This window comes from Kitasatospora sp. NPDC097691, assembly GCF_040302665.1.
In the GTDB taxonomy this organism is placed as follows: Bacteria; Actinomycetota; Actinomycetes; order Streptomycetales; family Streptomycetaceae; genus Kitasatospora.
This window is the reverse complement of record NZ_JBEORY010000005.1, coordinates 159650-185031: the sequence shown is the minus strand read 5'-3', so window position 1 is coordinate 185031 and position 25382 is coordinate 159650. Positions and strand designations below refer to the sequence as shown.

General features: G+C 70.5%; 20 protein-coding genes and 3 tRNA genes. 20 read left to right on the top strand and 3 right to left on the bottom strand.

What is annotated here, in order from left to right:
* Positions 1 to 148: 148 nt before the first annotated feature.
* Positions 149 to 1417 (bottom strand): amidohydrolase family protein, encoded by a 1269-nt coding sequence (locus ABTY56_RS05855; protein ID WP_350626898.1) that lies wholly within the window; start codon positions 1415 to 1417, stop codon positions 149 to 151.
* A 252-nt stretch (positions 1418 to 1669) separates the two neighbouring features.
* On the opposite strand from ABTY56_RS05855, the gene ABTY56_RS05850 reads away from it, so the two are divergent.
* The 8 genes from ABTY56_RS05850 to ABTY56_RS05815 all read left to right on the top strand — a co-directional run bounded on the left by ABTY56_RS05850 (position 1670) and on the right by ABTY56_RS05815 (position 6599).
* Positions 1670 to 1742, top strand: a tRNA-Thr gene (locus ABTY56_RS05850).
* A 43-nt stretch (positions 1743 to 1785) separates the two neighbouring features.
* Positions 1786 to 1858: transfer RNA gene (locus tag ABTY56_RS05845), tRNA-Met, on the top strand.
* An 83-nt stretch (positions 1859 to 1941) separates the two neighbouring features.
* Positions 1942 to 2106 carry a 50S ribosomal protein L33 gene (rpmG, locus tag ABTY56_RS05840; RefSeq protein ID WP_006604855.1) on the top strand — a complete coding sequence of 55 codons (165 nt, stop codon included), beginning with the start codon at positions 1942 to 1944 and terminating at the stop codon, positions 2104 to 2106.
* Positions 2107 to 2238: 132 nt separating this feature from the next.
* Positions 2239 to 2697 (top strand): FAS1-like dehydratase domain-containing protein, encoded by a 459-nt coding sequence (locus ABTY56_RS05835; RefSeq protein ID WP_350519865.1) that lies wholly within the window; start codon positions 2239 to 2241, stop codon positions 2695 to 2697.
* Between the two features lie 5 nt (positions 2698 to 2702).
* Positions 2703 to 3125, top strand: coding sequence for a MaoC family dehydratase (locus ABTY56_RS05830; protein ID WP_316523468.1), 423 nt, complete (start codon positions 2703 to 2705; stop codon positions 3123 to 3125).
* Between the two features lie 209 nt (positions 3126 to 3334).
* Positions 3335 to 3880, top strand: coding sequence for a TetR/AcrR family transcriptional regulator (locus ABTY56_RS05825; RefSeq protein WP_350626976.1), 546 nt, complete (start codon positions 3335 to 3337; stop codon positions 3878 to 3880).
* Between the two features lie 108 nt (positions 3881 to 3988).
* On the top strand, positions 3989 to 5464 hold the full coding sequence (locus tag ABTY56_RS05820; protein WP_350626896.1) for an MFS transporter: 1476 nt from the start codon (positions 3989 to 3991) through the stop codon (positions 5462 to 5464).
* A gap of 82 nt (positions 5465 to 5546) precedes the next feature.
* Positions 5547 to 6599 (top strand): UDP-N-acetylmuramate dehydrogenase, encoded by a 1053-nt coding sequence (locus tag ABTY56_RS05815; RefSeq protein WP_502893034.1) that lies wholly within the window; start codon positions 5547 to 5549, stop codon positions 6597 to 6599.
* Between the two features lie 62 nt (positions 6600 to 6661).
* Here ABTY56_RS05815 and ABTY56_RS05810 read toward each other — a convergent pair whose 3' ends face one another.
* Both ABTY56_RS05810 and ABTY56_RS05805 read right to left on the bottom strand, forming a co-directional pair.
* Positions 6662 to 7735 (bottom strand): adenosine deaminase, encoded by a 1074-nt coding sequence (locus tag ABTY56_RS05810; RefSeq protein WP_350626892.1) that lies wholly within the window; start codon positions 7733 to 7735, stop codon positions 6662 to 6664.
* 109 nt (positions 7736 to 7844) lie between these two features.
* Positions 7845 to 9092 carry a pyridoxal phosphate-dependent aminotransferase gene (locus tag ABTY56_RS05805; protein ID WP_350626890.1) on the bottom strand — a complete coding sequence of 416 codons (1248 nt, stop codon included), beginning with the start codon at positions 9090 to 9092 and terminating at the stop codon, positions 7845 to 7847.
* Between the two features lie 284 nt (positions 9093 to 9376).
* On the opposite strand from ABTY56_RS05805, the gene ABTY56_RS05800 reads away from it, so the two are divergent.
* The 12 genes from ABTY56_RS05800 to ABTY56_RS05745 all read left to right on the top strand — a co-directional run bounded on the left by ABTY56_RS05800 (position 9377) and on the right by ABTY56_RS05745 (position 25206).
* Positions 9377 to 9449, top strand: a tRNA-Trp gene (locus tag ABTY56_RS05800).
* A gap of 150 nt (positions 9450 to 9599) precedes the next feature.
* The gene (gene secE, locus ABTY56_RS05795; RefSeq protein WP_350519872.1) at positions 9600 to 9959 is read left to right on the top strand and encodes a preprotein translocase subunit SecE; all 360 of its coding nucleotides are present in this window, start codon (positions 9600 to 9602) and stop codon (positions 9957 to 9959) included.
* Between the two features lie 210 nt (positions 9960 to 10169).
* Positions 10170 to 11042, top strand: coding sequence for a transcription termination/antitermination protein NusG (nusG, locus tag ABTY56_RS05790; RefSeq protein WP_350626888.1), 873 nt, complete (start codon positions 10170 to 10172; stop codon positions 11040 to 11042).
* Between the two features lie 165 nt (positions 11043 to 11207).
* Positions 11208 to 11642, top strand: coding sequence for a 50S ribosomal protein L11 (gene rplK / locus ABTY56_RS05785; RefSeq protein ID WP_350626886.1), 435 nt, complete (start codon positions 11208 to 11210; stop codon positions 11640 to 11642).
* 76 nt (positions 11643 to 11718) lie between these two features.
* Positions 11719 to 12441, top strand: a complete 723-nt coding sequence (gene rplA / locus ABTY56_RS05780; RefSeq protein ID WP_350626884.1) for a 50S ribosomal protein L1 — start codon at positions 11719 to 11721, stop codon at positions 12439 to 12441.
* A 219-nt stretch (positions 12442 to 12660) separates the two neighbouring features.
* Entirely contained in the window at positions 12661 to 13443 is a 783-nt protein-coding gene (locus ABTY56_RS05775) for a hypothetical protein (RefSeq protein WP_350626882.1), read from the top strand.
* Between the two features lie 134 nt (positions 13444 to 13577).
* Complete coding sequence (locus tag ABTY56_RS05770) at positions 13578 to 14417, top strand: SCO4651 family lipoprotein (protein ID WP_350626880.1); 840 nt, start codon at positions 13578 to 13580, stop codon at positions 14415 to 14417.
* A 311-nt stretch (positions 14418 to 14728) separates the two neighbouring features.
* Positions 14729 to 15595, top strand: a complete 867-nt coding sequence (locus ABTY56_RS05765) for an SCO4651 family lipoprotein (protein WP_350626878.1) — start codon at positions 14729 to 14731, stop codon at positions 15593 to 15595.
* Positions 15596 to 16001: 406 nt separating this feature from the next.
* Positions 16002 to 16565: a 50S ribosomal protein L10 gene (gene rplJ / locus ABTY56_RS05760; protein ID WP_045693068.1), complete on the top strand. Its 564-nt coding sequence runs from the start codon at positions 16002 to 16004 to the stop codon at positions 16563 to 16565.
* A gap of 88 nt (positions 16566 to 16653) precedes the next feature.
* Positions 16654 to 17037: a 50S ribosomal protein L7/L12 gene (gene rplL / locus ABTY56_RS05755; protein WP_350626876.1), complete on the top strand. Its 384-nt coding sequence runs from the start codon at positions 16654 to 16656 to the stop codon at positions 17035 to 17037.
* 698 nt (positions 17038 to 17735) lie between these two features.
* On the top strand, positions 17736 to 21212 hold the full coding sequence (gene rpoB / locus ABTY56_RS05750) for a DNA-directed RNA polymerase subunit beta (RefSeq protein ID WP_350626874.1): 3477 nt from the start codon (positions 17736 to 17738) through the stop codon (positions 21210 to 21212).
* A 100-nt stretch (positions 21213 to 21312) separates the two neighbouring features.
* Complete coding sequence (locus ABTY56_RS05745; protein ID WP_350626872.1) at positions 21313 to 25206, top strand: DNA-directed RNA polymerase subunit beta'; 3894 nt, start codon at positions 21313 to 21315, stop codon at positions 25204 to 25206.
* The last annotated feature ends 176 nt before the right edge of the window (positions 25207 to 25382 follow it).

The window sequence follows — 25382 nt, the reverse complement described above, 5'->3', positions numbered from 1 at the left end:
TGGTCCGCGGGCGTAGCGTCGGTGCTGTCAGCGGGTCCGGCTCCGTGTGGGGGAGGCCTGGATCCGCTCCAGCCGCCCGAGAGGCGGCCAGTAGTGGGGGAGGGGCGCGCGACGACTTGTCGCGCGCCCCTTGGTTTTCCCCCGGACGTCAGCCCTCGGTGCTCCCGGACTGCCGGGGCAGCGCCAGCGCCACGGTGTCCGCGAACTCCCGCACCGCGCTGGTCCGGCTGACCACCCGGCCGCTGTGCACCACCAGCCGGCTGTGGCCGCCCGAGAGGGCCCCGGCCAGGCTGTCCCCGCGCACCGCCAGCAGCTCCGCGGGGAACCCGGCGTCCACCCGGACCGGCGCCAGCCCGAGCGCCGCCCGTGCCTGGTTCGCCACCGCGTCGTACGCCGCCTCCGGTGTCAACTCCCCGCTCGCCGCCAGCAGGTAGGCGGACGCGAGCGGATCCGCCCGGCCGACCGGGTTGGACGGGTCGCGCAGGGCCCCGCTGCCCGCCGCCAGCGGCACCCGGGCCGCCGCCAACTCCCGCAGCAGGCCCGGCCGCAGACCTGACGACCGGCCCTCCAGGCCGGTGCAGCCGCCGTTCTGCGGCAGGCAGACCACCCGCACCCCGCTGGTCGCCAGCACCGTCGACGCGCCGCGCGGCAGCGCACCGCACGGCCCGAGCGTCACCCGCGGCCTCATCGGGGCCAAGGCGCTCGCCAGCCGGGCGAGTTGGGCCGCGTCGGCGGCGGTGGTGTGCAGGTCCACCGGGCAGTCCGCCTCCCGGGCGGCCTCCAGCAGCAGCTCCACGTAGCCGGACGGGTCCGGGTCCAGCTCCGGGCAGCCGCCGGCCGCCGTGGCGCCCAGCTTGAGCGCCTCGCGCAGCTGCGCCCGGCCGTCCGCCCCGGCCCGCCCGGTGAGCAGCCGGGGCATCGCGACCGCCTGCAGGTCGGCCAGCCCGCGCAGAGCCTGCCGGGCGGTGAGCACCGCCTCCAGCGGGCGCAGCCCGTGCACGTCGCCGATCCGGACGTGGGTGCGCTGGGCGGTGGCGCCGTAGCCGAGCGAGGTGAGCGCGGCCTCGGTGACCCGGCGGGTGAGGTCGGCCGGGGTGTCCGGCGGCGGGGCGGGCAGGGCGGCGGAGAAGGCCTCGTCGTAGTGGGCGTGCGCCTCGGCGGGGGCCGGGAGCAGCAGGTAGCCCTTGAGGTCGATCCGGGCGCCGGTGGTCACGGTGGGCGCGCCGGGCAGGGCGGGCAGCGGGCCGAGGCTGCCGACGGTGCCGACGGCCTGGATCCGGTCGCCGCTGATCCGGACGTCCACCACCCGCCCGTCGGCCAGCCGGGCGCCGGTGAGCAGCAGGACCGGGCCGTGCCCGAGCGGATTGGCCGCCGGGCCGGGCCCGCGGTGCGGCCCGTCGGCGGCTTCGCTGTCCATCGCCGGCTCCTTCTCCCGCCGGACCGTGCGGTCGGCCAGTCGATCCCGATCAATGAGCGTCGAGCCTATGGCGCGCGGGGGCGGGGCGGCGGGAGGCGGGCAATAGTCGTATCGGGTCGGGCCGTGCGCCTCGGAGGCCGATCGAACGGCCGGCCTTGGATCGCTCGTCCGTGCACCTCGCCCACCTGCGGACTTCGCCGCGGGATACGGATTTCACCTCCGGGCGCGAAACGTGTAATCTCTTCCTCGTTCGCCCCTATAGCTCAGTCGGTAGAGCGTCTCCATGGTAAGGAGAAGGTCTGCGGTTCGATTCCGCATGGGGGCTCTGGTGAGAAGCAGTCAGTTTCGGCTGTGCTGCGGATCACTGTGGCGGTGTAGCTCAGTTGGTAGAGCAAGCGGCTCATAATCGCTGTGTCACCGGTTCAAGTCCGGTCACCGCTACCCCGCGTAGTCGGTCGGGAGATCGCACTCCCGGTCGGCTACTCTTGTTGTGTTCTTATTCGTTGTCCAAGGAAGGCACTCCCGTGGCTGCCACCGACGTCCGCCCGAAGATCACGCTGGCCTGCGTGGAGTGCAAGGAGCGGAACTACATCACCAAGAAGAACCGGCGTAACGACCCGGACCGTCTTGAGATGAAGAAGCACTGCCCCCGCTGCAACTCGCACACCGCGCACCGCGAGACCCGCTGACCTCGTCGTAGGGCATCGGGCCTGTGTGAATTCAGGTCTTCGACTCCGGGCCGCATCCCTCACGGGGGGTGCGGCCCGGAGTCTTTTCCGTATCCGTCCGCTTCGTGTCCATCCGTGATCCGAGGAGCTGCCATGGCGCTCGACCCCTCCTTCATCGGGCGTAGTTACCCGCCCACCGAGCCGTACGAGGTCGGCCGGGAGAAGATCCGTGAGTTCGCGATCGCGATCGGTGACGCCAACCCGGCGTACACCGACGCGGAGGCGGCGAAGGCGCTGGGCCACCCGGACGTGATCGCCCCGCCGACCTTCCCGTTCGTCGTCACCTACGGCGCGGCCGGCCAGGTCGTCGAGGACCCGGAGCTGGGTCTGGACTTCACCCGGGTGGTGCACGGCGACCAGAAGTTCGCCTACACCCGCCCGGTGCGGGCCGGCGACCGGCTGTCGGTCGAGGTGACCATCGACAACATCAAGTCGCTCGCGGGCAACGACGTGCTCACCGTGCGCGGCGAGGTGACGGACGCGACCGGCGAGCACGTGGTGACGTCGGTCATGACCCTGGTGGCCCGGGCCGCCGACGAGGCGGGGGAGTGAGCGCGATGGCGATCAGCTACGACGAGGTCGAGGTCGGCACCGAGCTGCCGGCACAGTCCTTCCCGGTGACCCGCGACACACTGGTGCGCTACGCGGGCGCCTCGGGCGACTTCAACCCGATCCACTGGAACGAGAAGTTCGCCCTGGAGGTCGGCCTGCCCGACGTCATCGCGCACGGCATGTTCACCATGGCCGAGGCGATCCGGGTGGTCACCGACTGGGTCGGCGACCCGGCCGCGGTGGTCGAGTACGGCGTGCGGTTCACCCGCCCGGTGCCGGTGCCCAACGACGGGGTCGGCGCGGTGGTCGAGGTCTCGGCCAAGGTCGCCAAGAAGCTGGACGACCGCAAGGTGCAGGTCGACCTGCTGGCCACCACGGGCGGGCAGAAGGTCCTCGGGATGTCCAGGGCGGTCGTCCGGCTGGTCTGAGGCGGGCCGCTCCGAGAACGACCGCTCCGAGAACGACCGGGTCCGAGAACGGCCGGTCCGGGATGCCGGGGCCGGTCGGTCGAGCGCTCGATCGACCGGCCGGGCCGCGACCGGGGGCCGTACGGCGGAAACCCCGGCCGCGGTCGCCGGTCTTGCGAAGATAGTGATTGGCCACTAACTTGGAAGGCGTGGCGAGGTCGAGTATGCGGATGAGTGCGGAGGAGCGGCGCGAGAGCGTCGTCCGTGCCGCGATGATCGAGTTCGCCCGGGGCGGCTACCGGGGCACCTCCACCGAGGCGATCGCCCGCCGGGTGGGCGTCTCGCAGCCGTACCTGTTCCGGCTGTTCCCGGGCAAGCAGGCCATCTTCGAGGCGGCCGCCGAGCGCTGCGTGGAGGAGACCTGGCGGGTCTTCGACGAGGCCTCGGCCGGCCTGACCGGCGAGGCGGCAGCCGAGGCGATGTCCGGGGCGTACATGGGGCTGGTCGAGGACCGCGACCAGCTCATGATGCAGATGCAGCTCTACGTCTCGGTGTTCGCGGCCAGGGCGTCCGGCGAGGAGGAGATCGGCGAGAGCGCCCGGCGGCTGTGGGAGGGCCTGTTCGAGCGGGTCAGGATCCGGATCGGCGGCGACATGAGGGACGCCACGCAGTTCTTCGCGCACGGGATGCTGATCAACACCCTGGTGGCCCTGGGCTTCCCGCCGGACCACCGGATCTGGAACGGCTTCGACGACACGTGCGACAAGGCCGAGTAGGCGGGCCGCGCGGTGACACCCGCGCGGCCTCTTTTCGGCCCCTGAAAGTTATTGAGCAATAACTACCTGGAAGCTCCCGGAAGAACCTAGAGGAACCTGGGGAAAGTCATGACGGAGAAACCGGTCCTCGGCAGGACCGCGATCTGGACCCTGGTGATCGTCAGCGTGGCGAGCTTCATGGCCGCCCTGGACAACCTGGTGGTCACCACCGCACTGCCGTCGATCCGCGAGGAGCTCGGCGGCGGGCTGTCCGACCTCGAATGGACGGTCAGCGCCTACACCCTGAGCTTCGCCGTGCTGCTGATGTTCGGCGCCGCCCTCGGCGACCGCTTCGGTCGCCGGAGGATCTTCCTGGTCGGCCTGGCGATCTTCACGGCCGGCTCCGCCGGGGCCGCCCTCTCCCCGGAGATCGGCGAGCTGATCGCCGCCCGCGCCGTCCAGGGCGTCGGAGCCGCGGTGATGATGCCGCTCACCCTCACCCTGCTCACCGCGGCCGTGCCCGAGGCCAAGCGGGGGATGGCCTTCGGCATCTGGTCGGGCGTCAGCGGCCTCGCCGTCGCCGCCGGACCGCTGATCGGCGGCTCGCTGACCGAACACTTCTCCTGGCAGTGGATCTTCTGGGTGAACGTCCCGGTCGGCCTCGTCCTGCTGCCGCTGGCCTTCCGGCGGCTCGGCGAGAGCCGCGGCGCGGACCGGGCCCTGGACGTGCCCGGAACGGCGCTGGTCAGCCTGGGGATGTTCGGGGTGGTGCTCGGCCTGATCCGCGGCAACCCGGACGGCTGGACCAGCCCGCTGGTCCTCGGGGCCCTGATCGGCGGTGCCGCGCTGCTGGCCGCCTTCGTCCGGTACGAGCAGCGCGGGGCCGCCCACCCGATGCTGCCGATGCGGCTCTTCCGCAGCCGCACCTTCTCGGCCGTCAACGCGGCCAGCCTGCTGATGTACCTCGGGATGTTCGGCTCGATCTTCCTGATCAGCCAGTACCTCCAGGGGGTCGGCGGCTACAGCCCGCAGGAGGCCGGCATCCGGATGCTGCCGTGGACCGCGATGCCGCTGCTGGTCTCGCCGATCGCGGGCATCGTCTCCGACCGGATCGGCGGCCGGCCGATCGTGGTGGCCGGGCTGGCGCTCCAGGCCGTCGGCCTCGCGCTGTTCGGCCTCGTCGCCGACGGCGGCGGCTTCGACTACGCCGCACAGGTGCCGGTCATCGTGATCTGCGGGATCGGCATGTCGCTGTACTTCGGCCCGACCGCCCAGCTGGTGATGGCGAGCGTCCGGCCGAAGGAGCAGGGCATCGCCTCCGGCGCCAACAACGCGCTGCGCGAGGTCGGCGGGGCGCTCGGGGTCGCCGTGCTCTCGGCGGTCTTCTCGGCGCAGGGCGGCTACCAGTCGGCCCAGGCCTTCGCGGACGGGCTGGTGCCCGCCCTGTACGTCGGCGCGGCGGCCGTCGGGGCCGGGGCGCTCGCCGCGGTGCTCATCCCGCGCCGTCGCAAGGCCGCAGCCGGACCCGCAGCCGGGGCCGCAGTCGCCGCCGGGGCCGCCACCGGGCAGCCGGTGGCGGACCGGGCCGGGGCGGGCCGGGTCTGAGCCGGTGACGGCGCCGGTCCCGCCCGGGTCCGGACCGGGACGGGGGGAAGGGCGGCCGGGGGGCCGTCCTTCCCCCCGTACGCTGGTGGGCGTGCTGGTAGAAAACGACGCCCCCCTCGCCCCGCTGACCACGCTCCGGCTCGGCGGCCCGGCCCGCCGCCTGGTGACCGCCCACACCGACGACGAGGTCATCGCCGCCGTCCGCGAGGCCGACGCGGCCGGTGAGCCGCTGCTGGTCCTCGGTGGCGGCTCCAACCTGGTGATCGGCGACGCCGGCTTCCCCGGCACCGTGCTGCGGATCGCCACCGACGGTTTCGCCGTGGACGGCACCGTGCTGGAGCTGGCCGCCGGCGAGGTGTGGTCGGAGGCGGTCGCCCGGGCGGTGCGCGAGCACGGCCTGGCCGGCATCGAGTTCCTGGCCGGCATCCCCGGCTCGGCCGGCGCCACCCCGGTGCAGAACGTCGGCGCGTACGGCCAGGAGGTCGCCCAGACGATCACCGAGGTGGTCGCCTACGACCGCACCGCCGACGAGGTGGTCACGCTCTCGAACGCCGAGTGCGCGTTCTCCTACCGGCACAGCCGGTTCAAGGCCGAGCCGGACCGCTACGTGGTGCTGCGGGTCAGGTTCGCCCTGGCGGACCACGCCGGCCTCTCCGGCCCGGTCAAGTACGCCGAGGTGGCCAAGCACTTCGGGGTCGGGCAGGACGAGCGAGTGCCGCTGGTCGAGGCCTTCGAGGCGGTGCTGGGGCTGCGGGCCGGCAAGGGCATGGTGCTGGACCCGGCGGACCACGACACCTGGTCGGCGGGCTCCTTCTTCACCAACCCGGTGCTCACGGCCGCGCAGTACGAGTCCTTCCGGACCCGCCCGGGCACCGAGAACGCCCCCGCCTACCCGGCCCCGGAGGGCTGCACCAAGACCTCGGCGGCCTGGCTGATCGACAAGGCCGGCTTCGGCAAGGGCTACGGCAGCGGCCCGGCGACGCTCTCCACCAAGCACACCCTGGCGCTCACCAACCGCGGCTCGGCCACCGCCGAGGACCTGCTGGCCCTGGCCCGGGAGATCCGGGACGGGGTCCGCGCGGCCTTCGGGGTGGAGCTGGTGAACGAGCCGGTGATGGTGGGCGTCGCGCTCTAGCGGAGGGCCCGGCGGCGGGGCCCGGCGGCGCGGACGGCTGCCGCGGCCCGGCGGCGCGCGTCCTAGGGGGTCGCGGCGGCGGTGACGGGCGCGTCCGCGGGGGCGTGCCCGTTCGCCAGCCAGGCGTCGATGTCCGCCAGCAGCTCCTTGCGGACGGCCTCCGGCGCGACCGAGCCCCGCACCGACTGCCGTGCCAGCTCGGCGAGTTCGGTGTCACTGAAGCCCAGGACGTCCCGGGCCAGGTCGTACTGGGCGGCCAGTCGGCTGCCGAACAGCAGTGGGTCGTCCGCGCCCAGCGCCAGCGGCACCCCGGCGTCGAAGAGCTTGCGCAGCGGGACCTCCTCGGGGTTCTCGTAGACGCCGAGCGAGACGTTGGAGGACGGGCACACCTCGCAGGTGATCTGCCGGGCCGCCAGCCGCTCCATCAGCCGCGGGTCCTCGGCGGCCCGGACGCCGTGGCCGATCCGGCCGGCGTCCAGGTCGTCCAGGCAGTCCCGGACGGAGTCCGGGCCGGCCAGCTCCCCGCCGTGCGGGGCGGCCAGCAGGCCGCCCCTGCGGGCGATCGCGAAGGCCCGGTCGAAGTCCCGGGCGAGGCCGCGGCGCTCGTCGTTGGACAGGCCGAAGCCGACCACCCCGTGGTCGGCGTAGCGGACGGCCAGCCGGGCCAGCGTCCGGGCGTCCATCGGGGACTTCATCCGGTTGGCCGCGACCAGCACCCGGATGCCCACCCCGGTGGCCCGGGCGGCCTGGTCCACCGCGTCCAGGATCAGTTCCAGCGCCGGGATCAGCCCGCCCAGCCGGGGCGCGTACGAGGTCGGGTCGACCTGGATCTCCAGCCAGCGGGAGCCGTCCCGCCGCTCGTCCTGCGCGGTCTCCAGGACCAGCCGGCGGATGTCCGTCTCGTCCCGCAGCACCGAGCGGGCGGTGTCGTACAGGCGCTGGAAGCGGAACCAGCCGCGCTCGTCGGTGGCCCGCAGCTTGGGCGGCTCGCCGGAACTCAGTGCCTCCGGCAGCCGGACGCCGTGCTTGTCGGCCAGCTCCATCAGCGTGGCGGGGCGCATCGAGCCGGTGAAGTGCAGGTGCAGGTGGGCCTTCGGGAGGCCCCTGACGTCTCGCGGGTTCAACAGGCGTTCCATTCACCGATACTGCCGTATGCGGCCCCAGAACGGGAACCGCCCTCTTTTCGTCCCCCGAAGGGGTGAAAGAGGGCGGTGTGCCGGGTGAATCCCGAATGTCGGCTTGACGTCAGTCGCGGGCCTCGGCCAGCAGCTTCTGGATCCGGCTGATGCCCTCGACCAGGTCGTTGTCCCCGAGCGCGTAGGAGAACCGCAGGTAGCCGGGGGTGCCGAAGGCCTCACCGGGGACGGCGGCGACCTCGACCTCGTCCAGGATCAGGCTCGCCAGCTCGGCGGAGGTCTGCGGGCGCTTGCCGCGGATCTCCTTGCCCAGCAGGCCCTTGACCGACGGGTACGCGTAGAACGCGCCCTGCGGCTCGGGGCAGACGACGCCGTCGATCTCGTTGAGCATCTTCACGATGGTCTGGCGGCGGCGGTCGAAGGCGGTGCGCATCTCGTGCACGGCCGAGAGGTCGCCCGCGACGGCGGCGATCGCGGCGCGCTGGGCGACGTTGGAGACGTTCGAGGTGGCGTGCGACTGCAGGTTGGTCGCGGCCTTGATGACGTCCTTGGGGCCGATCACCCAGCCCACCCGCCAGCCGGTCATCGCGTAGGTCTTGGCGACACCGTTGACCACGATGCACTTGTCGGCCAGCTCGGGCAGCAGGGCCGGCAGCGAGGTGAACTCCGCGTCGCCGTAGACCAGGTGCTCGTAGATCTCGTCGGTGAGCACCCACAGGCCGTGCTCCAGCGCCCAGCGGCCGATCTCCTCGGCCTCGGCCCGGGTGTACACCGCGCCGGTCGGGTTGGACGGCGAGACGAACAGCACCACCTTGGTGTTCTCGGTGCGGGCGGCCTCCAGCTGCTCGACCGAGACCTTGTAGCCGGTGGTCTCGTCGGCCACGACCTCCACCGCGACGCCGCCGGCCAGCTGGATCGACTCCGGGTAGGTGGTCCAGTACGGGGCCGGGACGATGACCTCGTCGCCCGGGTCCAGGATCGCGGCGAAGGCCTCGTAGATCGCCTGCTTGCCGCCGTTGGTGACCAGCACCTGGGAGGCGTCCACCTCGTAGCCGGAGTCGCGCAGCGTCTTCGCGGCGATCGCGGCCTTCAGCTCGGGCAGGCCACCCGCCGGGGTGTACCGGTGGTTCTTCGGGTCGCGGCAGGCCTCGACGGCGGCCTCGACGATGTAATCCGGCGTGGGGAAGTCGGGCTCGCCGGCGCCGAAGCCGATGACCGGGCGGCCGGCGGCCTTGAGGGCCTTGGCCTTGGCGTCCACGGCGAGGGTCGCGGACTCGGCGATCGCACCGATCCGGGCGGAGACCCGGCGGTCGGCGGGGCGGATGGACTGGTCGGGCTGCGGGGTGGAAGCGCTCATGCCTGCATCGTCGCAGAACCGGGACGGACCGGGCAGCGCGGTTCCAGTATCCGTACGGCTCCGTCCGGATCCCGGCGCCCGGCGATCCGTCGGCGGGCGCCCCGTCGGACCGGACATCCGCCGGGCGATCGATCGTCCCGGAAGAAGAGGTTCGACCAAACGCCCCTCGACCACGTACACTCGCTGCTCGACGGCCCGCCGAAAAGACCGGAGCTTTCACCGCCTGTGCAGACAGCGGGGAGAGATGCGGTAGGTTGGTCGCCACCGGAGCCGCGAGGCACCGTAGGGCAATAGCTCAATTGGTAGAGCACCGGTCTCCAAAACCGGCGGTTGGGGGTTCGAGTCCCTCTTGCCCTGCTGCTAGATCCGCATTCAGCCCGTTCGCTCCACAGAGCGAGCGGGCTTGATGCGGAGATGGCACCGATCAGCACCGCTAAGCCGGCCGGTCGCGCTCCATCTAGGGTGCGCGGCGACGGTCCGGCAGGACCCGGATTCAGGTGAGGACGAGTGACGGAGACCACGGGCTCCACCGCAACGCCTGAGAGCGGCAACCCCGAGGGTGCCGACGGCGCTGCCGGGACCACGCCTGCCGAGGGCGAGGAGAAGGCGCTGTCGCGCCGCGACCGCAAGCGGGCCAACCGCTCGGGCGACAAGAAGTCCGGCAAGCGGGCCAAGAAGGGCCTGTTCGCCCGCATGGCGCTGTTCTACCGCCAGATCATCGCCGAACTGCGCAAGGTGGTCTGGCCCACCCGGAGCGAGCTCACCAACTACACCACCGTCGTGGTCGTGTTCGTCGTCGTCGTGATGGCCTTCGTGGCCGGCCTGGACTACGGCTTCTCCAAGCTGAGCCTCTGGATCTTTGGCTGACGCAGCCGACCACCTTCGAAACAGCCTCCCGACCCGGGCCGATCTTCGGCCCGGGTCGAGCTGTCGGCGGAGGTCGTACGCGCCGTTACCGTTGACTCGGTACTGTTGAAGTCTCCGAGGCCTCATCCAGGCGCCCGCGCGAGCGGCAGCGTGCCGGGTCCGGTTCCGGAGCGCGCCACCTTCACCATCTCCAGGAAAGAAGCAGCCACCGTGTCTGAGTCCCCCCTGTACGACGCCGACGAGACCGTCCGCGAGGCGGATGTCGCCGCCGAGCTGGACGCGGCCGAGCTGGCTGACGACGTCGAGTCCGCCGAGCAGATCGTGGACGCCGCGGACAGCGACGAGGACGAGGTCGAGGCGTACGACGAGGCCGAGGCCGGCGAGCCCGCCGAGGAGGCCGCGCTGCACGAGGAGGGCGACGTCGAGGCCGCCGCCGAGGAGGCCGAGGTCGAGGTCGAGGAGGCCGAGGAGGTCGAGGTCGACCCCGTCGCCAAGTTCCGCGAGGACCTGCGCTTCATGCCGGGCGAGTGGTACGTGATCCACACCTACGCCGGCTACGAGAACCGGGTGAAGCAGAACCTGGAGCAGCGCGCCGTCTCGCTGAACGTCGAGGAGTACATCTTCCAGGCCGAGGTGCCGCAGGAGGAGGTCGTCCAGATCAAGAACGGCGACCGCAAGACCATCCGCCAGAACAAGCTCCCCGGCTACGTCCTGGTGCGCATGGACCTCACCCCCGAGTCCTGGGGCGTCGTGCGCAACACCCCGGGTGTCACCGGCTTCGTCGGCAACGCCTACGACCCGTACCCGCTGACCCTGGACGAGGTCGTCAAGATGCTCGCCCCCGACGTCGAGCGCCAGGCGGCCAAGGAGGCCGGCAAGCCCTCGCCGGTCAAGCCGAGCGAGATCCAGGTGCTGGACTTCGAGGTCGGCGACTCGGTCACCGTCACCGACGGCCCGTTCGCGACCCTGCAGGCGACCATCAACGAGATCAACCCCGACTCGAAGAAGGTCAAGGGCCTGGTCGAGATCTTCGGCCGGGAGACCCCGGTCGAGCTCTCCTTCGACCAGATCCAGAAGAACTAGTCATACGGTCTTCGGATCCGGGGCGGGGCCGACGGCCCCGCCCCGGATCCGTTTTGGTCCAGCGGCGCGGACGCGTTAGCCTGGTTCGATGTGTGTGCTGGCGGCCGGGTGTCGCCCCGGTTCCGCACGCACCAGCAATCACCTCTCGGAAGGACCCGGAGAGACATGCCTCCCAAGAAGAAGAAGGTCACGGGGCTTATCAAGCTCCAGATCAACGCCGGCGCGGCCAACCCGGCGCCGCCGGTCGGCCCCGCGCTGGGTCAGCACGGCGTCAACATCATGGAGTTCTGCAAGGCCTACAACGCTGCGACCGAGTCGCAGCGCGGCATGATCGTGCCGGTGGAGATCACGGTCTACGACGACCGTTCCTTCACCTTCATCACGAAGACGCCGCCGGCCGCGCGCCTCATCCTGAAGGCCGCCGGTATCGAGAAGGGCTCCAGCGAGCCGCACAAGACCAAGGTCGCCAAGCTCACCAGCGCCCAGGTCCGCGACATCGCCACCACCAAGATGCCCGACCTGAACGCCAACGACCTGGACGCCGCGGAGAAGATCATCGCCGGCACCGCCCGGTCGATGGGCATCACGGTCGAGGGCTGATCCCCTTCTCGTTCCCTGTGGTAGGGCCTGCGCAGGCCCGAGACACCACAACTCCAATCACCATTCAGGAGCAGCAGTGAAGCGCAGCAAGGCTCTGAAGGCCGCGGACGCCAAGGTCGACCGCGAGCGCCTTTACGCCCCCCTTGAGGCTGTCCGCCTCGCCAAGGCCACCAGCACCACCAAGTTCGACGGCACCGTCGAGGTCGCCATGCGTCTGGGTGTTGACCCGCGCAAGGCCGACCAGATGGTCCGCAGCACCGTGATCCTCCCGCACGGCACCGGTAAGACCGCTCGGGTCCTGGTCTTCGCGACCGGCGAGCGTGCCGAGGCCGCGCGTGCTGCGGGCGCCGACATCGTCGGTGCCGACGAGCTGATCGACGAGGTCGCGAAGGGCAAGCTGGACTTCGACGCCGTCGTCGCCACCCCGGACCTCATGGGCAAGGTCGGCCGCCTGGGCCGCGTGCTCGGTCCCCGTGGTCTGATGCCGAACCCGAAGACCGGCACCGTGACCCCGGACGTCGCCAAGGCTGTCAACGACATCAAGGGCGGCAAGATCGAGTTCCGCGTCGACAAGCACTCGAACCTGCACTTCATCATCGGTAAGGCCTCCTTCACCGACGAGCAGCTGGTCGAGAACTACGCCGCCGCGCTGGACGAGGTGCTCCGCGCCAAGCCGTCCGCCGCCAAGGGCCGCTACATCAAGAAGACCGCGTTCTCGACCACCATGGGCCCCGGCATCATGGTGGACCCGAACCGCACCCGCAACCTCCTCGTCGAGGAGGACCCGGCCGCGGTCTGAGCCCCAGTGCTCTAGAGCAGTCCGTACGACGGGCCCGTACCCCCTTCACCGGGGGTGCGGGCCCGTCGTCGTTCCCGGAGTCGTTCCCGGAGCCGGGGTCGGGGTTGCGACGGGAGCGGCTGCCGGGCCGGGACCTGCCCGGATGGGAACGGATGCACGAACCGTCGTACGCTCTGCCGGTCAGATCTCGTGGAGAGCCTGCGACCGACGGAGTGTGCCGTGCCGCCAGCCCCCCGCTCCGCCGCCCTGGCGGCCGCCCTGCTGCTGCTCGGGGCCGCCACCGGCTGCAGCGTCCTGGCCGCTCCTGACACGGGCACGCCGGGCGTCCCCACGGCCGTGCCGCCCAAGCAGGTGGTGCTCTCGGCCGCGCGGGCACTGGACGACGCCGGCGGCGCCCGGATCGAGGTGGTGCGGGAGGGGCCGGAGGGGCGCCGCACCGCGAGCGGCACGCTGGTCTGGGGCCCCCGGGACGAGGCCGCGCTGACCGTCACCGACGAGGCCGGCACCGGGCAGCTGAGGTCGGAGAACGGCGCGATCGACCTCGTCTACCAGGGTGGCGCGGCCAAGCACGCCGACCGGGCCGGTGCCGAGTCGCTGGACCCGACGGCAGGCCCCGATCCGGACGGCTACGCGGGCGGCTGGACGACCGCGCTGGTCACCGGTCCGGGCAGCCGCGCGTACGCGATCGCCCAGACCGTCCCGCTCGTTTCGCTCGGCGGCGAGCAGCTGGCCGGGACGACCGTCGCGCACTACCGGGGTTCCGCGTCGGTGGACGAGTTCTTCGGTGCGGACCGGGAGTCGAGCCCGCAGCGGCGTGCCGCCGCGGTCGACTGGTACCGGCAGCGCGGGGTCACGGCGATCGGCTTCGACGTCTGGGTGGGGCCCGACGAGCGGCTGCTGAGACTGCGTGAGACGGCCCGGGGGAGCGCCGGAACCACCGTGACCACGACGGATGTCCCGTCCTCCGGGACGGGGGACGCGTCGCCCGCCGCGGACGGCTGACGGGAGGTCCGACATCCGGTGAGTGGCGGCTCCGGTGATCCGTTAGAGTCCGGCTGGGAATGACTGGGAACGACCTGGGAAGAGCCGGGAACCGGCTTCACCACGGGTCGACGAGGATCTTCACGGGGGACTCCATGCGCGCTGTGCGCCTCGCCTCGGCCGTCGCGACGGCGGCCGTCCTGCTCGGTGCGGTCACCGCCTGCAGCAGCAAGGGTGGCAACGACGCCAAGGCCGGCGACGCCAAGGGCGGCGGCGACCCGATCGCGGCGGCGTTGGCCGGGGACCCGAAGGGGGCGCTGGCCGCCTCCGCGCTGGTCATGCAGAGGGCCGGCAACGGCAAGGTCAGCATGGTCGCCCCGGACGACACCAAGGGCGGCGGCACCGGCGACGCCGACTGGAAGGACCCGGGCAAGGCCTCCGTGGACCTGGCCGGCGACATGGCGGGCAAGAAGCTCCGGATCCGGGTGGTCGGGGCGGACGCCTACCTCGGCGGCGACGACGCGGCCGCGGCCCTGGGCGGCAAGCACTGGGTGAAGCTGCCCGCCGGGAACGAGGCCGGCGACGGCTTCCGGGCGGCGGCCCAGATGCTGAACCCGGTCGTCGTGCTCACCGTCGCGGCCCAGAGCGGCAAGCCGTCCAAGGTCGGGCAGGAGAGCCTGAAGGGCACCCAGACCACCCACCTGCGGGCGGTCGAGGACACCTCCGCCCTGGTGGCCGGGATGTCGGCGCTCCCCGAGGACCAGCGCAAGGCCGTCCAGAAGACGCTGGAGGAGGACGGCAAGACCCTCACCTTCGACTTCTGGCTGAACGCCAAGCAGGAGCTCGTCCAGTACCAGGAGTACGGCGACACGAACGGCGCGAAGGACGCCGTCACGGTCACGTACTCGGACCTCGGCAAGGCCGCCGCGATCACCGCGCCCGCCGCCGCCGACCTCGGCAGCGAGGCCGACCTCCTCAAGCTGCTCGGAGGCTGATCCGGCCGCGCCCGTGGACCGGGGCCCCGGGGCTCCCGCCGCACGGGTGCGATCGGCAGCCGCACGCCCCGGCCGGAACGCCTCCCCGGCGGCGGACCACGGCGTCCCGGTCGGCGCCACCACGCCGGAGGCGTCCGACGAGGACGCCACCGGCCGCCCGGCGCGCACGGCCCCGGCTCGGCCGACCCGGTGGATCCGGCCGGAGCGGCCCGACCCGACGAGGGGGCCGCCACAGCGCGGACCGGCGACGGGTGGCAAGGTGGCCGACGAGGGCCGTCGTCGGACGGAGCAGGGTGAGGAAGGGAACGGACGTGGCGGGACGGCAGCGATTGGCGGCAGTGGCCGTCGTCGCCCTGCTGGCGGGCGGGTTGAGCGGCTGCGGCGGGGGAGCCGACGGGCCGACCACGCCGTCCGGCAGCCCGACCCCGACCAGCGCGTCGCCGTCCGCGTCCGCGGCCAAGCCGACCGACCGCTCGCCGCACGGGGTGCTGCTCTCCGCCCAGCTGGCCATGCAGACCGCCCGCCGGGCCAAGGTCAGCTACCGGCTCGGCGCGGACGCCGGATCCGGCCCGCTGTTCTGGCAGCCGAAGACGGCGCTGCAGGTCAAGCGCTCCACCCCGGCCGACGCCGAGCAGCTGATCGTCGTGGACACCGTCGCCTACCAGGGCGGCGACGCCGCCACCGCGGCCCGACAGGGCGGCAGGCACTGGGAGCGCTTCACCGTCCCGCCGGACCCCGCGGGCCGCAAGGAGATCCCGTACGCCGGGCTGATCGACCTGCTGAACCCGGTGGAGGCGCTGGCCGCGGCCACCGCCGACGGGACGGACCCGACCTTCGTCGGCGAGGAGAAGTACGAGGACTCGACCGTCGAGCACTACCGGGTCACCACCAACGCCGAGAGGTACGCGGCCGCCCAGACCCAGCTGTCCCAGGCCCGCCGGGACGGTCTGCGGGCCGCGCTCGCCCCCGGCGGCTCGCTCCTGCTCACCGTGGACCTCTGGCTCAACGACAAGGACCAGCTGGTCCGGATCCAGCGCACCGGCAGCGGGGACAGCGGCCGGGCGGACGACTCGGTGCTCTACACCGACCTGGCCGGCGCCCTGCTCTCGGCGCAGGCGCCGGCCGAGACGGACACCGTGGACACCGGCGTGCGGACGGTTTCCCCGCTGGCCCGCTGAGCCGTGCCGGGGTCACTCCGGCAGGCTCCGGGGTCACACCGCGGCCGCCTCCGGGGGTGCTCCGGGGTTGCTCCGTCCGAGGGCGATTTGCACCTTGCGAACGCCTCCGGCTAATCTGGCCGAAGCCAAAGACCGCTGGTTGTCGCCGCGCCCCCGACAGGGAGCCGGTGGCCGAAGGATCTGCGATTCGTCGCAGGCAGCCCGCGCAGGTGTGTCTGGAGCTTCGACTTCCGGGACTCGCGTTCGCGCGACGGCCCGTCGAGGTCGTTCCGAGCCCCGTGCCCCTGCGCATCGGGGCTCGTTGCGTTTCCGCAGGAGCTTTCCTTCCGTCCAGCCGGTCAGCGGCAGAATTGGTCGACTTTCGTGGTCGGCCTGACTTCGACATCACGGAAGGAGGCGTAAGCCTATGGCCAGGCCTGACAAGGCTGCTGCCGTCGCCGAGATCACGGACAAGTTCCGTGGCTCCTCCGCGGCGCTGCTGACCGAGTACCGCGGTCTCTCGGTGAAGCAGGTCAAGACCCTGCGTCGCTCGCTCGGCGACAACGCCGAGTACGCCGTGGTGAAGAACACGCTGACCAAGATCGCGGCCAATGAGGTCGGGATCACGGAGCTCGACGACCTGTTCAACGGTCCGACGGCTGTTGCCTTCGTCACCGGTGACCCGGTGGAGTCGGCGAAGGCTCTGCGTGACTTCGCCAAGGAGAACCCCGCTCTCATCATCAAGGGCGGTGTCCTTGACGGTAAGGCGCTGTCCGCCGATGAGATCAAGAAGCTCGCGGACCTCGAGTCCCGCGAGGTGCTGCTCGCCAAGCTGGCGGGTGCCCTGAAGGCCAAGCAGTCCCAGGCTGCCGCGCTCTTCCAGGCCCTGCCGTCGAAGCTCGTCCGCACTGTGGACGCGCTGCGCGACAAGGTCGAGCAGGGCGGTGCCGGTACGCCGGCTCCCGCCGCCGAGGACGCCGCCGCCGAGTAATTCGGCAGGCTCACGCCTCGCTGCGGGCCCGTGCCCGCCCAACCCGTACATCCGGCACCACCTGCCGATTTAGTGGAAGGACGCCATCATGGCGAAGCTGTCCCAGGACGAGCTGCTCGCGCAGTTCGAGGAGCTCACCCTCATCGAGCTCGCTGCCTTCGTGAAGGCCTTCGAGGAGAAGTTCGACGTCACCGCCGCCGCCCCGGTCGCCGTTGCCGCCGCCGGTGCTGCCGGCCCGGCCGCCGAGGCCGTTGAGGAGCAGGACGAGTTCGACGTCATCCTCGACGGTGCCGGCGACAAGAAGATCCAGGTCATCAAGGAGGTGCGCACCCTGACCTCCCTCGGCCTGAAGGAGGCCAAGGACCTCGTTGACACCGCTGGTGCCAAGGTCCTGGAGAAGGTTGCCAAGGACGTTGCCGAGAAGGCCAAGGCCGCCCTCGAGGGTGCCGGCGCCAAGGTCACCGTCAAGTGATCTTGCGCCCCCTCTGAGGGGGCGTGCGGCCGGGCCGACCACCCTTGCGGGTGGTCGGCCCGGCCTTTTCGCGTTCCCGGGGAGGCGGGCCGGCTCACGGCCCCGTTCCTCCGTTCGGGTCGGCGCGGTCCACCGGTGTGGCCGGTCGTGCACTCGGCAGTGTCGGTGGTGAGGGGTATGGTGATCAACGTCGTCGGGGCGGTCCCCACCACGGCTTCTGTAACGCCGGAGGGGATCCGACCGATGGACGGGGCGAGGTCCGCGCCGTCGGCGGGCCCTTGACGAACCCGGCGCGGCGCGCGATTCTCGAGGCGCGAGTCCGCCCGGTTGGTCCGCTGCTGGATGCATAACCAGTGGCTCAGGCGGGAAATGACTCCACGTGAGTTAGAGCAGTACCCGGTGGGCGTCCGCGCTCGCCGGCTACCGGGAGGAGTCTCCGATTCGGTCTCCGAATCAGAGCTGGACAGCAGTGTGGCCTTTGGCTACACTGTCCCTTTGCGCTGCCTGTTAGCTGCTCCGTGACTCGTCGCCCGGAGTTTGCGTTGCCCTGAAGGGGTCTGGCATCGCCTCCGCAAAGCGGCTCTGACCTGGGGTTTCGACTCCGGCAGAGGCCAGTGGCGATGGAGGCGGGACCAAGCCCAAGCAGGCCCGGCTGGTACGCGCGTAGTGAGCTCCGAGCCCTCGGAAGGACCCCCCTCTTGGCCGCGCCGCGCAACGCCTCGAACAATTCCGCCGCATCCACCGCCCCGCTCCGCGTCTCGTTCGCGAAGATCAAGGAGCCCCTCGAGGTCCCGAACCTCCTGGCCCTGCAGACCGAGAGCTTTGACTGGCTGCTCGGCAACGCGGCCTGGAAGTCCCGGGTCGAGCAGGCGCTGGAGTCTGGTCAGGACGTCCCCACCAAGTCCGGTCTGGAGGAGATCTTCGAGGAGATCTCCCCGATCGAGGACTTCAGCGGGTCGATGTCCCTGACCTTCCGCGACCACCGTTTCGAGCCGCCGAAGAACTCCATTGACGAGTGCAAGGACCGCGACTTCACGTTCGCGGCCCCGCTCTTCGTCACGGCCGAGTTCACCAACAACGAGACCGGTGAGATCAAGTCTCAGACGGTCTTCATGGGCGACTTCCCGCTCATGACCCACAAGGGCACGTTCGTGATCAACGGCACCGAGCGTGTCGTCGTCTCGCAGCTCGTCCGCTCCCCGGGTGTGTACTTCGACTCCACCCTGGACAAGGTGTCCGACAAGGACATCTACTCCTGCAAGGTCATCCCCTCGCGTGGTGCCTGGCTGGAGATGGAGATCGACAAGCGCGACATGGTCGGCGTCCGCATCGACCGCAAGCGCAAGCAGTCCGTCACCGTGCTGCTCAAGGCGCTCGGCTGGACCAACGAGATGATTCTCGAGGAGTTCGGCGAGTACGAGTCGATGCGCGCCACCCTGGAGAAGGACCACACCCAGGGCCAGGACGACGCGCTGCTGGACATCTACCGCAAGCTGCGTCCGGGCGAGCCGCCGACGCGCGAGGCCGCGCAGACGCTGCTGGAGAACCTGTACTTCAACCCGAAGCGCTACGACCTGGCCAAGGTCGGCCGCTACAAGGTCAACCGCAAGCTGGGCAACGCCGAGTCGCTGGACTCCGGCGTGCTCACCGAGCCCGACATCATCGGTGCGATCAAGTACCTGGTGAAGCTGCACGCGGGCGAGACCGAGTGGCGTGACGGCGAGGGCCGCGACATCGTGGTCGAGGTCGACGACATCGACCACTTCGGCAACCGCCGCCTGCGCAACGTCGGCGAGCTCATCCAGAACCAGGTCCGTACGGGTCTCGCCCGTATGGAGCGCGTCGTGCGCGAGCGCATGACGACCCAGGACGTCGAGGCGATCACGCCGCAGACCCTGATCAACATCCGGCCGGTCGTCGCCTCCATCAAGGAGTTCTTCGGCACCAGCCAGCTGTCGCAGTTCATGGACCAGACGAACCCGCTGTCGGGCCTGACCCACAAGCGTCGTCTGTCCGCCCTCGGCCCCGGCGGTCTCTCCCGTGAGCGCGCCGGCTTCGAGGTCCGTGACGTGCACCCCTCGCACTACGGCCGCATGTGCCCGATCGAGACCCCCGAAGGCCCGAACATCGGTCTGATCGGGTCGCTGGCCTCGTACGGCCGGGTCAACGCGTTCGGCTTCATCGAGACCCCGTACCGCAAGGTCGTCGACGGTGTGGTCACCGAGCAGGTGGACTACCTGACCGCCGACGAGGAGGACCGCTACGTCATCGCGCAGGCGAACGCCCCGCTGACGGCGGAGCTGACCTTCGCCGAGCCGCGTGTCCTCGTCCGCCGCCGCGGCGGCGAGATCGACTACATCCCGGGCTCCGAGATCGACTACATGGACGTCTCGCCGCGCCAGATGGTGTCGGTCGCGACCGCCATGATCCCGTTCCTCGAGCACGACGACGCCAACCGCGCGCTCATGGGCTCCAACATGATGCGCCAGGCGGTGCCGCTGCTGAAGAGCGAGGCCCCGCTGGTCGGCACCGGCATGGAGTACCGCTGCGCCGTCGACGCCGCCGACGTCATCACCGCCGAGAAGTCCGGTGTCGTCCAGGAGGTCTCGGCCGACTACGTCACCGTGGCCAACGACGACGGCACGTACACCACGTACCGCGCCGCCAAGTTCACCCGCTCCAACCAGGGCACCGCCTTCAACCAGAAGGTGCTCGTGGACGAGGGCGCCCGGGTCGAGGTCAACCAGGTGCTGGCCGACGGCCCGTGCACCGACGAGGGCGAGATGGCCCTCGGCAAGAACCTGCTCGTGGCGTTCATGTCCTGGGAGGGTCACAACTACGAGGACGCGATCATCCTGTCGCAGCGCCTCGTGCAGGACGACGTCCTCTCCTCGATCCACATCGAGGAGCACGAGGTCGACGCCCGTGACACCAAGCTCGGCCCCGAGGAGATCACCCGGGACATCCCGAACGTCTCCGAGGAGGTCCTCGCGGACCTCGACGAGCGCGGCATCATCCGCATCGGCGCCGACGTCGTCACCGGCGACATCCTCGTCGGCAAGGTCACCCCGAAGGGCGAGACCGAGCTGACCCCCGAGGAGCGCCTGCTCCGCGCGATCTTCGGCGAGAAGGCCCGTGAGGTCCGCGACACCTCGCTGAAGGTGCCGCACGGTGAGTCCGGCAAGGTCATCGGCGTCCGCGTCTTCGACCGCGAAGAGGGCGACGAGCTGCCCCCGGGCGTCAACCAGCTGGTCCGCGTTTACGTGGCCCAGAAGCGCAAGATCACCAACGGTGACAAGCTCGCCGGCCGTCACGGTAACAAGGGCGTCATCTCCAAGATCCTGCCGGTCGAGGACATGCCGTTCCTTGAGGACGGCACCCCGGTCGACATCATCCTCAACCCGCTGGGTGTCCCGTCCCGAATGAACCCGGGACAGGTCCTGGAGATCCACCTCGGGTGGCTCGCCAAGCAGGGCTGGGACGTCTCCGGCCTCGCCGACGAGTGGGCCCAGCGCCTGCAGGCGATCGGCGCCGACCAGGTCGACGGTGGCACCAACCTCGCCACCCCGGTCTTCGACGGCGCCCGCGAGGACGAGATCACCGGCCTGCTGGACAACACCACCCTCACCCGTGACGGTGAGCGCCTGGTGAACTCCACCGGCAAGGCCCGGCTGTTCGACGGCCGCTCCGGCGAGCCGTTCCCGATGCCGGTCTCGGTCGGCTACATGTACATCCTCAAGCTGCACCACCTGGTCGACGACAAGCTGCACGCCCGCTCGACCGGCCCGTACTCGATGATCACCCAGCAGCCGCTCGGTGGTAAGGCGCAGTTCGGTGGTCAGCGCTTCGGTGAGATGGAGGTGTGGGCCCTTGAGGCATACGGCGCCGCGTACGCGCTGCAGGAGCTGCTCACCATCAAGTCCGATGACGTTCTCGGCCGTGTGAAGGTCTACGAGGCCATCGTCAAGGGCGAGAACATCCCCGAGCCCGGCATTCCCGAGTCCTTCAAGGTCCTCATCAAGGAAATGCAGTCGCTCTGCCTCAACGTGGAGGTGCTGTCCTCGGACGGCCAGTCCATCGAGATGCGGGACTCCGACGAGGACGTGTTCCGCGCCGCCGAGGAGCTCGGCATCGACCTGTCCCGGCGCGAGCCGAGCAGCGTCGAAGAGGTCTGACGGAGGTGGGGCCGGCCGCACGACCGCGGCCGGCCCGCCCCCAGGCCCCCCTCAGACCACATGAACGACTCTCGACTTACGAAAGAGGGCTTGACGACCAGTGCTTGACGTCAACTTCTTCGACGAGCTCCGCATCGGCCTGGCCACCGCCGACGACATCCGCCAGTGGTCGCACGGCGAGGTCAAGAAGCCGGAGACCATCAACTACCGCACCCTGAAGCCGGAAAAGGACGGGCTCTTCTGCGAGAAGATCTTCGGCCCCACCCGGGACTGGGAGTGCTACTGCGGCAAGTACAAGCGCGTCCGCTTCAAGGGCATCATCTGTGAGCGCTGCGGCGTCGAGGTGACCCGCGCCAAGGTGCGCCGTGAGCGGATGGGCCACATCGAGCTGGCCGCGCCGGTCACCCACATCTGGTACTTCAAGGGTGTCCCGTCCCGCCTGGGCTACCTGCTGGACCTGGCGCCGAAGGACCTCGAGAAGGTCATCTACTTCGCCGCCTACATGATCACCTGGGTCGACGACGAGCGCCGCCAGCGCGACCTGCCCTCCCTGGAGGCGCACGTCTCGGTCGAGCGCCAGCAGATCGAGAACCGCCGCGACTCCGACCTCGAAGCCCGTGCCAAGAAGGCCGAGACCGACCTGGCCGAGCTGGAGGCCGAGGGCGCCAAGGCCGACGTGCGCCGCAAGGTGCGCGAGGGTGCCGAGCGCGAGATGAAGCAGCTGCGCGACCGCGCGCAGCGCGAGCTCGACCGCCTCGACGAGGTGTGGGCCCGCTTCAAGAACCTCAAGGTCCAGGACCTCGAGGGCGACGAGCTGCTCTACCGCGAGCTGCGCGACCGCTTCGGCACGTACTTCTCCGGCTCGATGGGCGCCGCGGCGCTCAAGGACCGCCTGGAGAACTTCGACCTGGCGGAGGAGTCCGAGCGCCTGCGCGAGATCATCCGCACCGGCAAGGGCCAGAAGAAGACCCGTGCGCTGAAGCGCCTCAAGGTCGTCTCCGCGTTCCTGCAGACCACCAACAAGCCCAACGGCATGGTGCTGGACTGCGTCCCGGTCATCCCGCCGGACCTGCGTCCGATGGTGCAGCTGGACGGTGGCCGCTTCGCGACCTCCGACCTGAACGACCTGTACCGCCGCGTCATCAACCGCAACAACCGCCTGAAGCGCCTCCTCGACCTCGGTGCCCCCGAGATCATCGTGAACAACGAGAAGCGCATGCTCCAGGAGGCCGTCGACGCGCTGTTCGACAACGGCCGCCGCGGCCGTCCGGTCACCGGCCCGGGCAACCGCCCGCTGAAGTCCCTCAGCGACATGCTGAAGGGCAAGCAGGGTCGTTTCCGTCAGAACCTGCTCGGCAAGCGAGTCGACTACTCGGCCCGTTCGGTCATCGTCGTCGGCCCGCAGCTCAAGCTGCACCAGTGCGGTCTGCCGAAGGCCATGGCGCTGGAGCTCTTCAAGCCGTTCGTGATGAAGCGCCTGGTCGACCTGAACCACGCGCAGAACATCAAGTCGGCCAAGCGCATGGTCGAGCGTGCCCGCCCGGTCGTGTGGGACGTGCTCGAAGAGGTCATCGCCGAGCACCCGGTCCTGCTGAACCGTGCGCCCACCCTGCACCGCCTCGGCATCCAGGCCTTCGAGCCGCAGCTGGTCGAGGGCAAGGCCATCCAGATCCACCCGCTCGTCTGCACCGCGTTCAACGCGGACTTCGACGGTGACCAGATGGCCGTCCACCTGCCGCTCTCCGCGGAGGCGCAGGCCGAGGCCCGCATCCTGATGCTGTCCTCGAACAACATCCTGAAGCCGGCCGACGGTCGCCCCGTCACCATGCCGACCCAGGACATGGTGCTCGGTCTGTTCTTCCTGACCTCGGACCGCGAGAACGTGAAGGGCGCCGGCCGCACCTTCTCGTCGACCGCCGAGGCGATCATGGCCTTCGACGCCCGCGACCTGGACGTCCAGGCCCCGATCGAGCTGCGCCTGCCGGCCGGCACCGTCCCGCCGCGCGGCTGGGCCGTCCCGGTGGACGAGGACGGCCAGCAGGCCTGGTACGAGGGCGAGCCCTTCCGCCTGACCACCACCCTGGGCCGCGCGCTCTTCAACGAGCTGCTGCCCGAGGACTACCCGTTCGTCGACTACGAGGTGGGCAAGAAGCAGCTCTCCGCGATCGTCAACGACCTGGCGGAGCGCTACCCCAAGGTCGTCGTCGCGGCGACCCTGGACAACCTGAAGTCGGCCGGCTTCCACTGGTCGACCCGCTCGGGTGTCACCGTCTCGATCTCCGACGTCGTCGTCCCGCCGAACAAGCCCCAGATCCTCGAGGGCTACGAGGCGAAGGCGGAGAAGGTCCAGCGTCAGTACGAGCGCGGCCTGATCACCAACGACGAGCGCAAGCAGGAGCTCATCGGCATCTGGACCCAGGCGACCAACGAGGTCGCCGAGGCCATGAACGTGAACTTCCCGAAGACGAACCCCATCTTCATGATGGTCGACTCGGGTGCTCGCGGAAACATGATGCAGATGCGCCAGATCGCCGGTATGCGTGGTCTGGTGTCGAACGCCAAGAACGAGACCATCCCGCGACCCATCAAGGCGTCGTTCCGTGAGGGTCTCACCGTGCTGGAGTACTTCATCTCCACCCACGGTGCCCGTAAGGGTCTGGCCGACACCGCCCTCCGTACCGCCGACTCCGGTTACCTCACCCGTCGTCTGGTCGACGTCTCCCAGGACGTCATCATCCGCGAGGAGGACTGCGGCACCGAGCGCGGCCTGAAGCTGGCGATCGGCATCGTCGGTGCGGACGGCGTCCTGCGCAAGACGGACGACGTCGAGACCAGCGTCTACGCCCGCATGCTCGCCGAGGACATCACGGTGGACGGCAAGCTGCTGGCCACCGCGAACACCGACCTCGGTGACGTGCTGATCGACGAGCTGATCCGCCACGGCATCAGCGAGGTCAAGACCCGCTCGATCCTGACCTGTGAGTCGGCCGTCGGCACCTGTGCCTTCTGCTACGGCCGCTCGCTGGCCACCGGCAAGCTGGTCGACATCGGTGAGGCGGTCGGCATCATCGCCGCCCAGTCCATCGGTGAGCCCGGTACCCAGCTGACGATGCGTACCTTCCACACCGGTGGTGTGGCCGGTGACGACATCACCCAGGGTCTGCCGCGTGTCGTCGAGCTCTTCGAGGCCCGTACCCCCAAGGGTGTGGCCCCGATCTCGGAGGCCACCGGCCGGGCGCGGATCGAGGACACCGAGAAGACCCGCAAGATCGTCATCACCCCGGACGACGGCACCGACGAGATCGCCTACCCGGTCTCGAAGCGTGTGAAGCTGCTGGTCAGCGAGGGCGAGGCGGTCGAGGTCGGCCAGAAGCTGACCATGGGTGCCACCAACCCGCACGACGTCCTGCGCATCATGGGCCAGCGTGCCGTCCAGGTCCACCTGGTCGCCGAGGTCCAGAAGGTCTACAACTCGCAGGGTGTGTCGATCCACGACAAGCACATCGAGATCATCATCCGGCAGATGCTCCGCCGCGTGACGATCATCGAGTCGGGCGACGCCGAGCTGCTCCCGGGCGAGCTCGTCGAGCGCGGCCGCTTCGAGACGGAGAACCGTCGTGTGGTCGCCGAGGGCGGTCACCCCGCCTCCGGCCGTCCGCAGCTGATGGGTATCACCAAGGCCTCGCTGGCCACCGAGTCCTGGCTGTCGGCCGCCTCCTTCCAGGAGACGACCCGGGTCCTCACCGACGCGGCGATCCACGCCAAGTCGGACCCGCTGCTGGGCCTCAAGGAGAACGTCATCCTCGGTAAGCTCATCCCGGCCGGTACGGGTCTGCCCCGCTACCGCAACATCCGGGTCGAGCCGACCGAGGAGGCCAAGGCCGCGATGTACTCGGCCGTCGGCTACGACGACTACGACCTGTCGCCCTTCGGCGCCGGCTCCGGCCAGGCCGTTCCGCTGGACGACTACGACTACGGCCCGTACACCGGCTGAGTCACCTCTTCGGCCGGCGACGGCCGCTGATCGCAGGGCGGTCACCCCTCACGGGGTGGCCGCCCTGCGGCGTTCCCGGGGCCGGGCGCCGGACGGTCTCACCCGTACGGGGGAGGGGCGGGAACCGCTCCGGGGAGGGAGGTGGGGGAGGGGGCGGTTGCGGGAGGCTTCTCGGT

Coding starts and splice junctions, on each gene's coding strand:
- ABTY56_RS05855 (WP_350626898.1), bottom strand. CDS start 1,417: ATGGACAGCGAAGCCGCCGACGGGCCGCACCGCGGGCCCGGCCCGGCG.
- rplL (WP_350626876.1), top strand. CDS start 16,654: ATGGCGAAGCTGTCCCAGGACGAGCTGCTCGCGCAGTTCGAGGAGCTC.
- rplK (WP_350626886.1), top strand. CDS start 11,208: ATGCCTCCCAAGAAGAAGAAGGTCACGGGGCTTATCAAGCTCCAGATC.
- ABTY56_RS05825 (WP_350626976.1), top strand. CDS start 3,335: ATGAGTGCGGAGGAGCGGCGCGAGAGCGTCGTCCGTGCCGCGATGATC.
- ABTY56_RS05805 (WP_350626890.1), bottom strand. CDS start 9,092: ATGAGCGCTTCCACCCCGCAGCCCGACCAGTCCATCCGCCCCGCCGAC.
- ABTY56_RS05820 (WP_350626896.1), top strand. CDS start 3,989: ATGACGGAGAAACCGGTCCTCGGCAGGACCGCGATCTGGACCCTGGTG.
- ABTY56_RS05830 (WP_316523468.1), top strand. CDS start 2,703: ATGGCGATCAGCTACGACGAGGTCGAGGTCGGCACCGAGCTGCCGGCA.
- rplJ (WP_045693068.1), top strand. CDS start 16,002: ATGGCCAGGCCTGACAAGGCTGCTGCCGTCGCCGAGATCACGGACAAG.
- ABTY56_RS05810 (WP_350626892.1), bottom strand. CDS start 7,735: ATGGAACGCCTGTTGAACCCGCGAGACGTCAGGGGCCTCCCGAAGGCC.
- ABTY56_RS05770 (WP_350626880.1), top strand. CDS start 13,578: ATGCGCGCTGTGCGCCTCGCCTCGGCCGTCGCGACGGCGGCCGTCCTG.
- ABTY56_RS05835 (WP_350519865.1), top strand. CDS start 2,239: ATGGCGCTCGACCCCTCCTTCATCGGGCGTAGTTACCCGCCCACCGAG.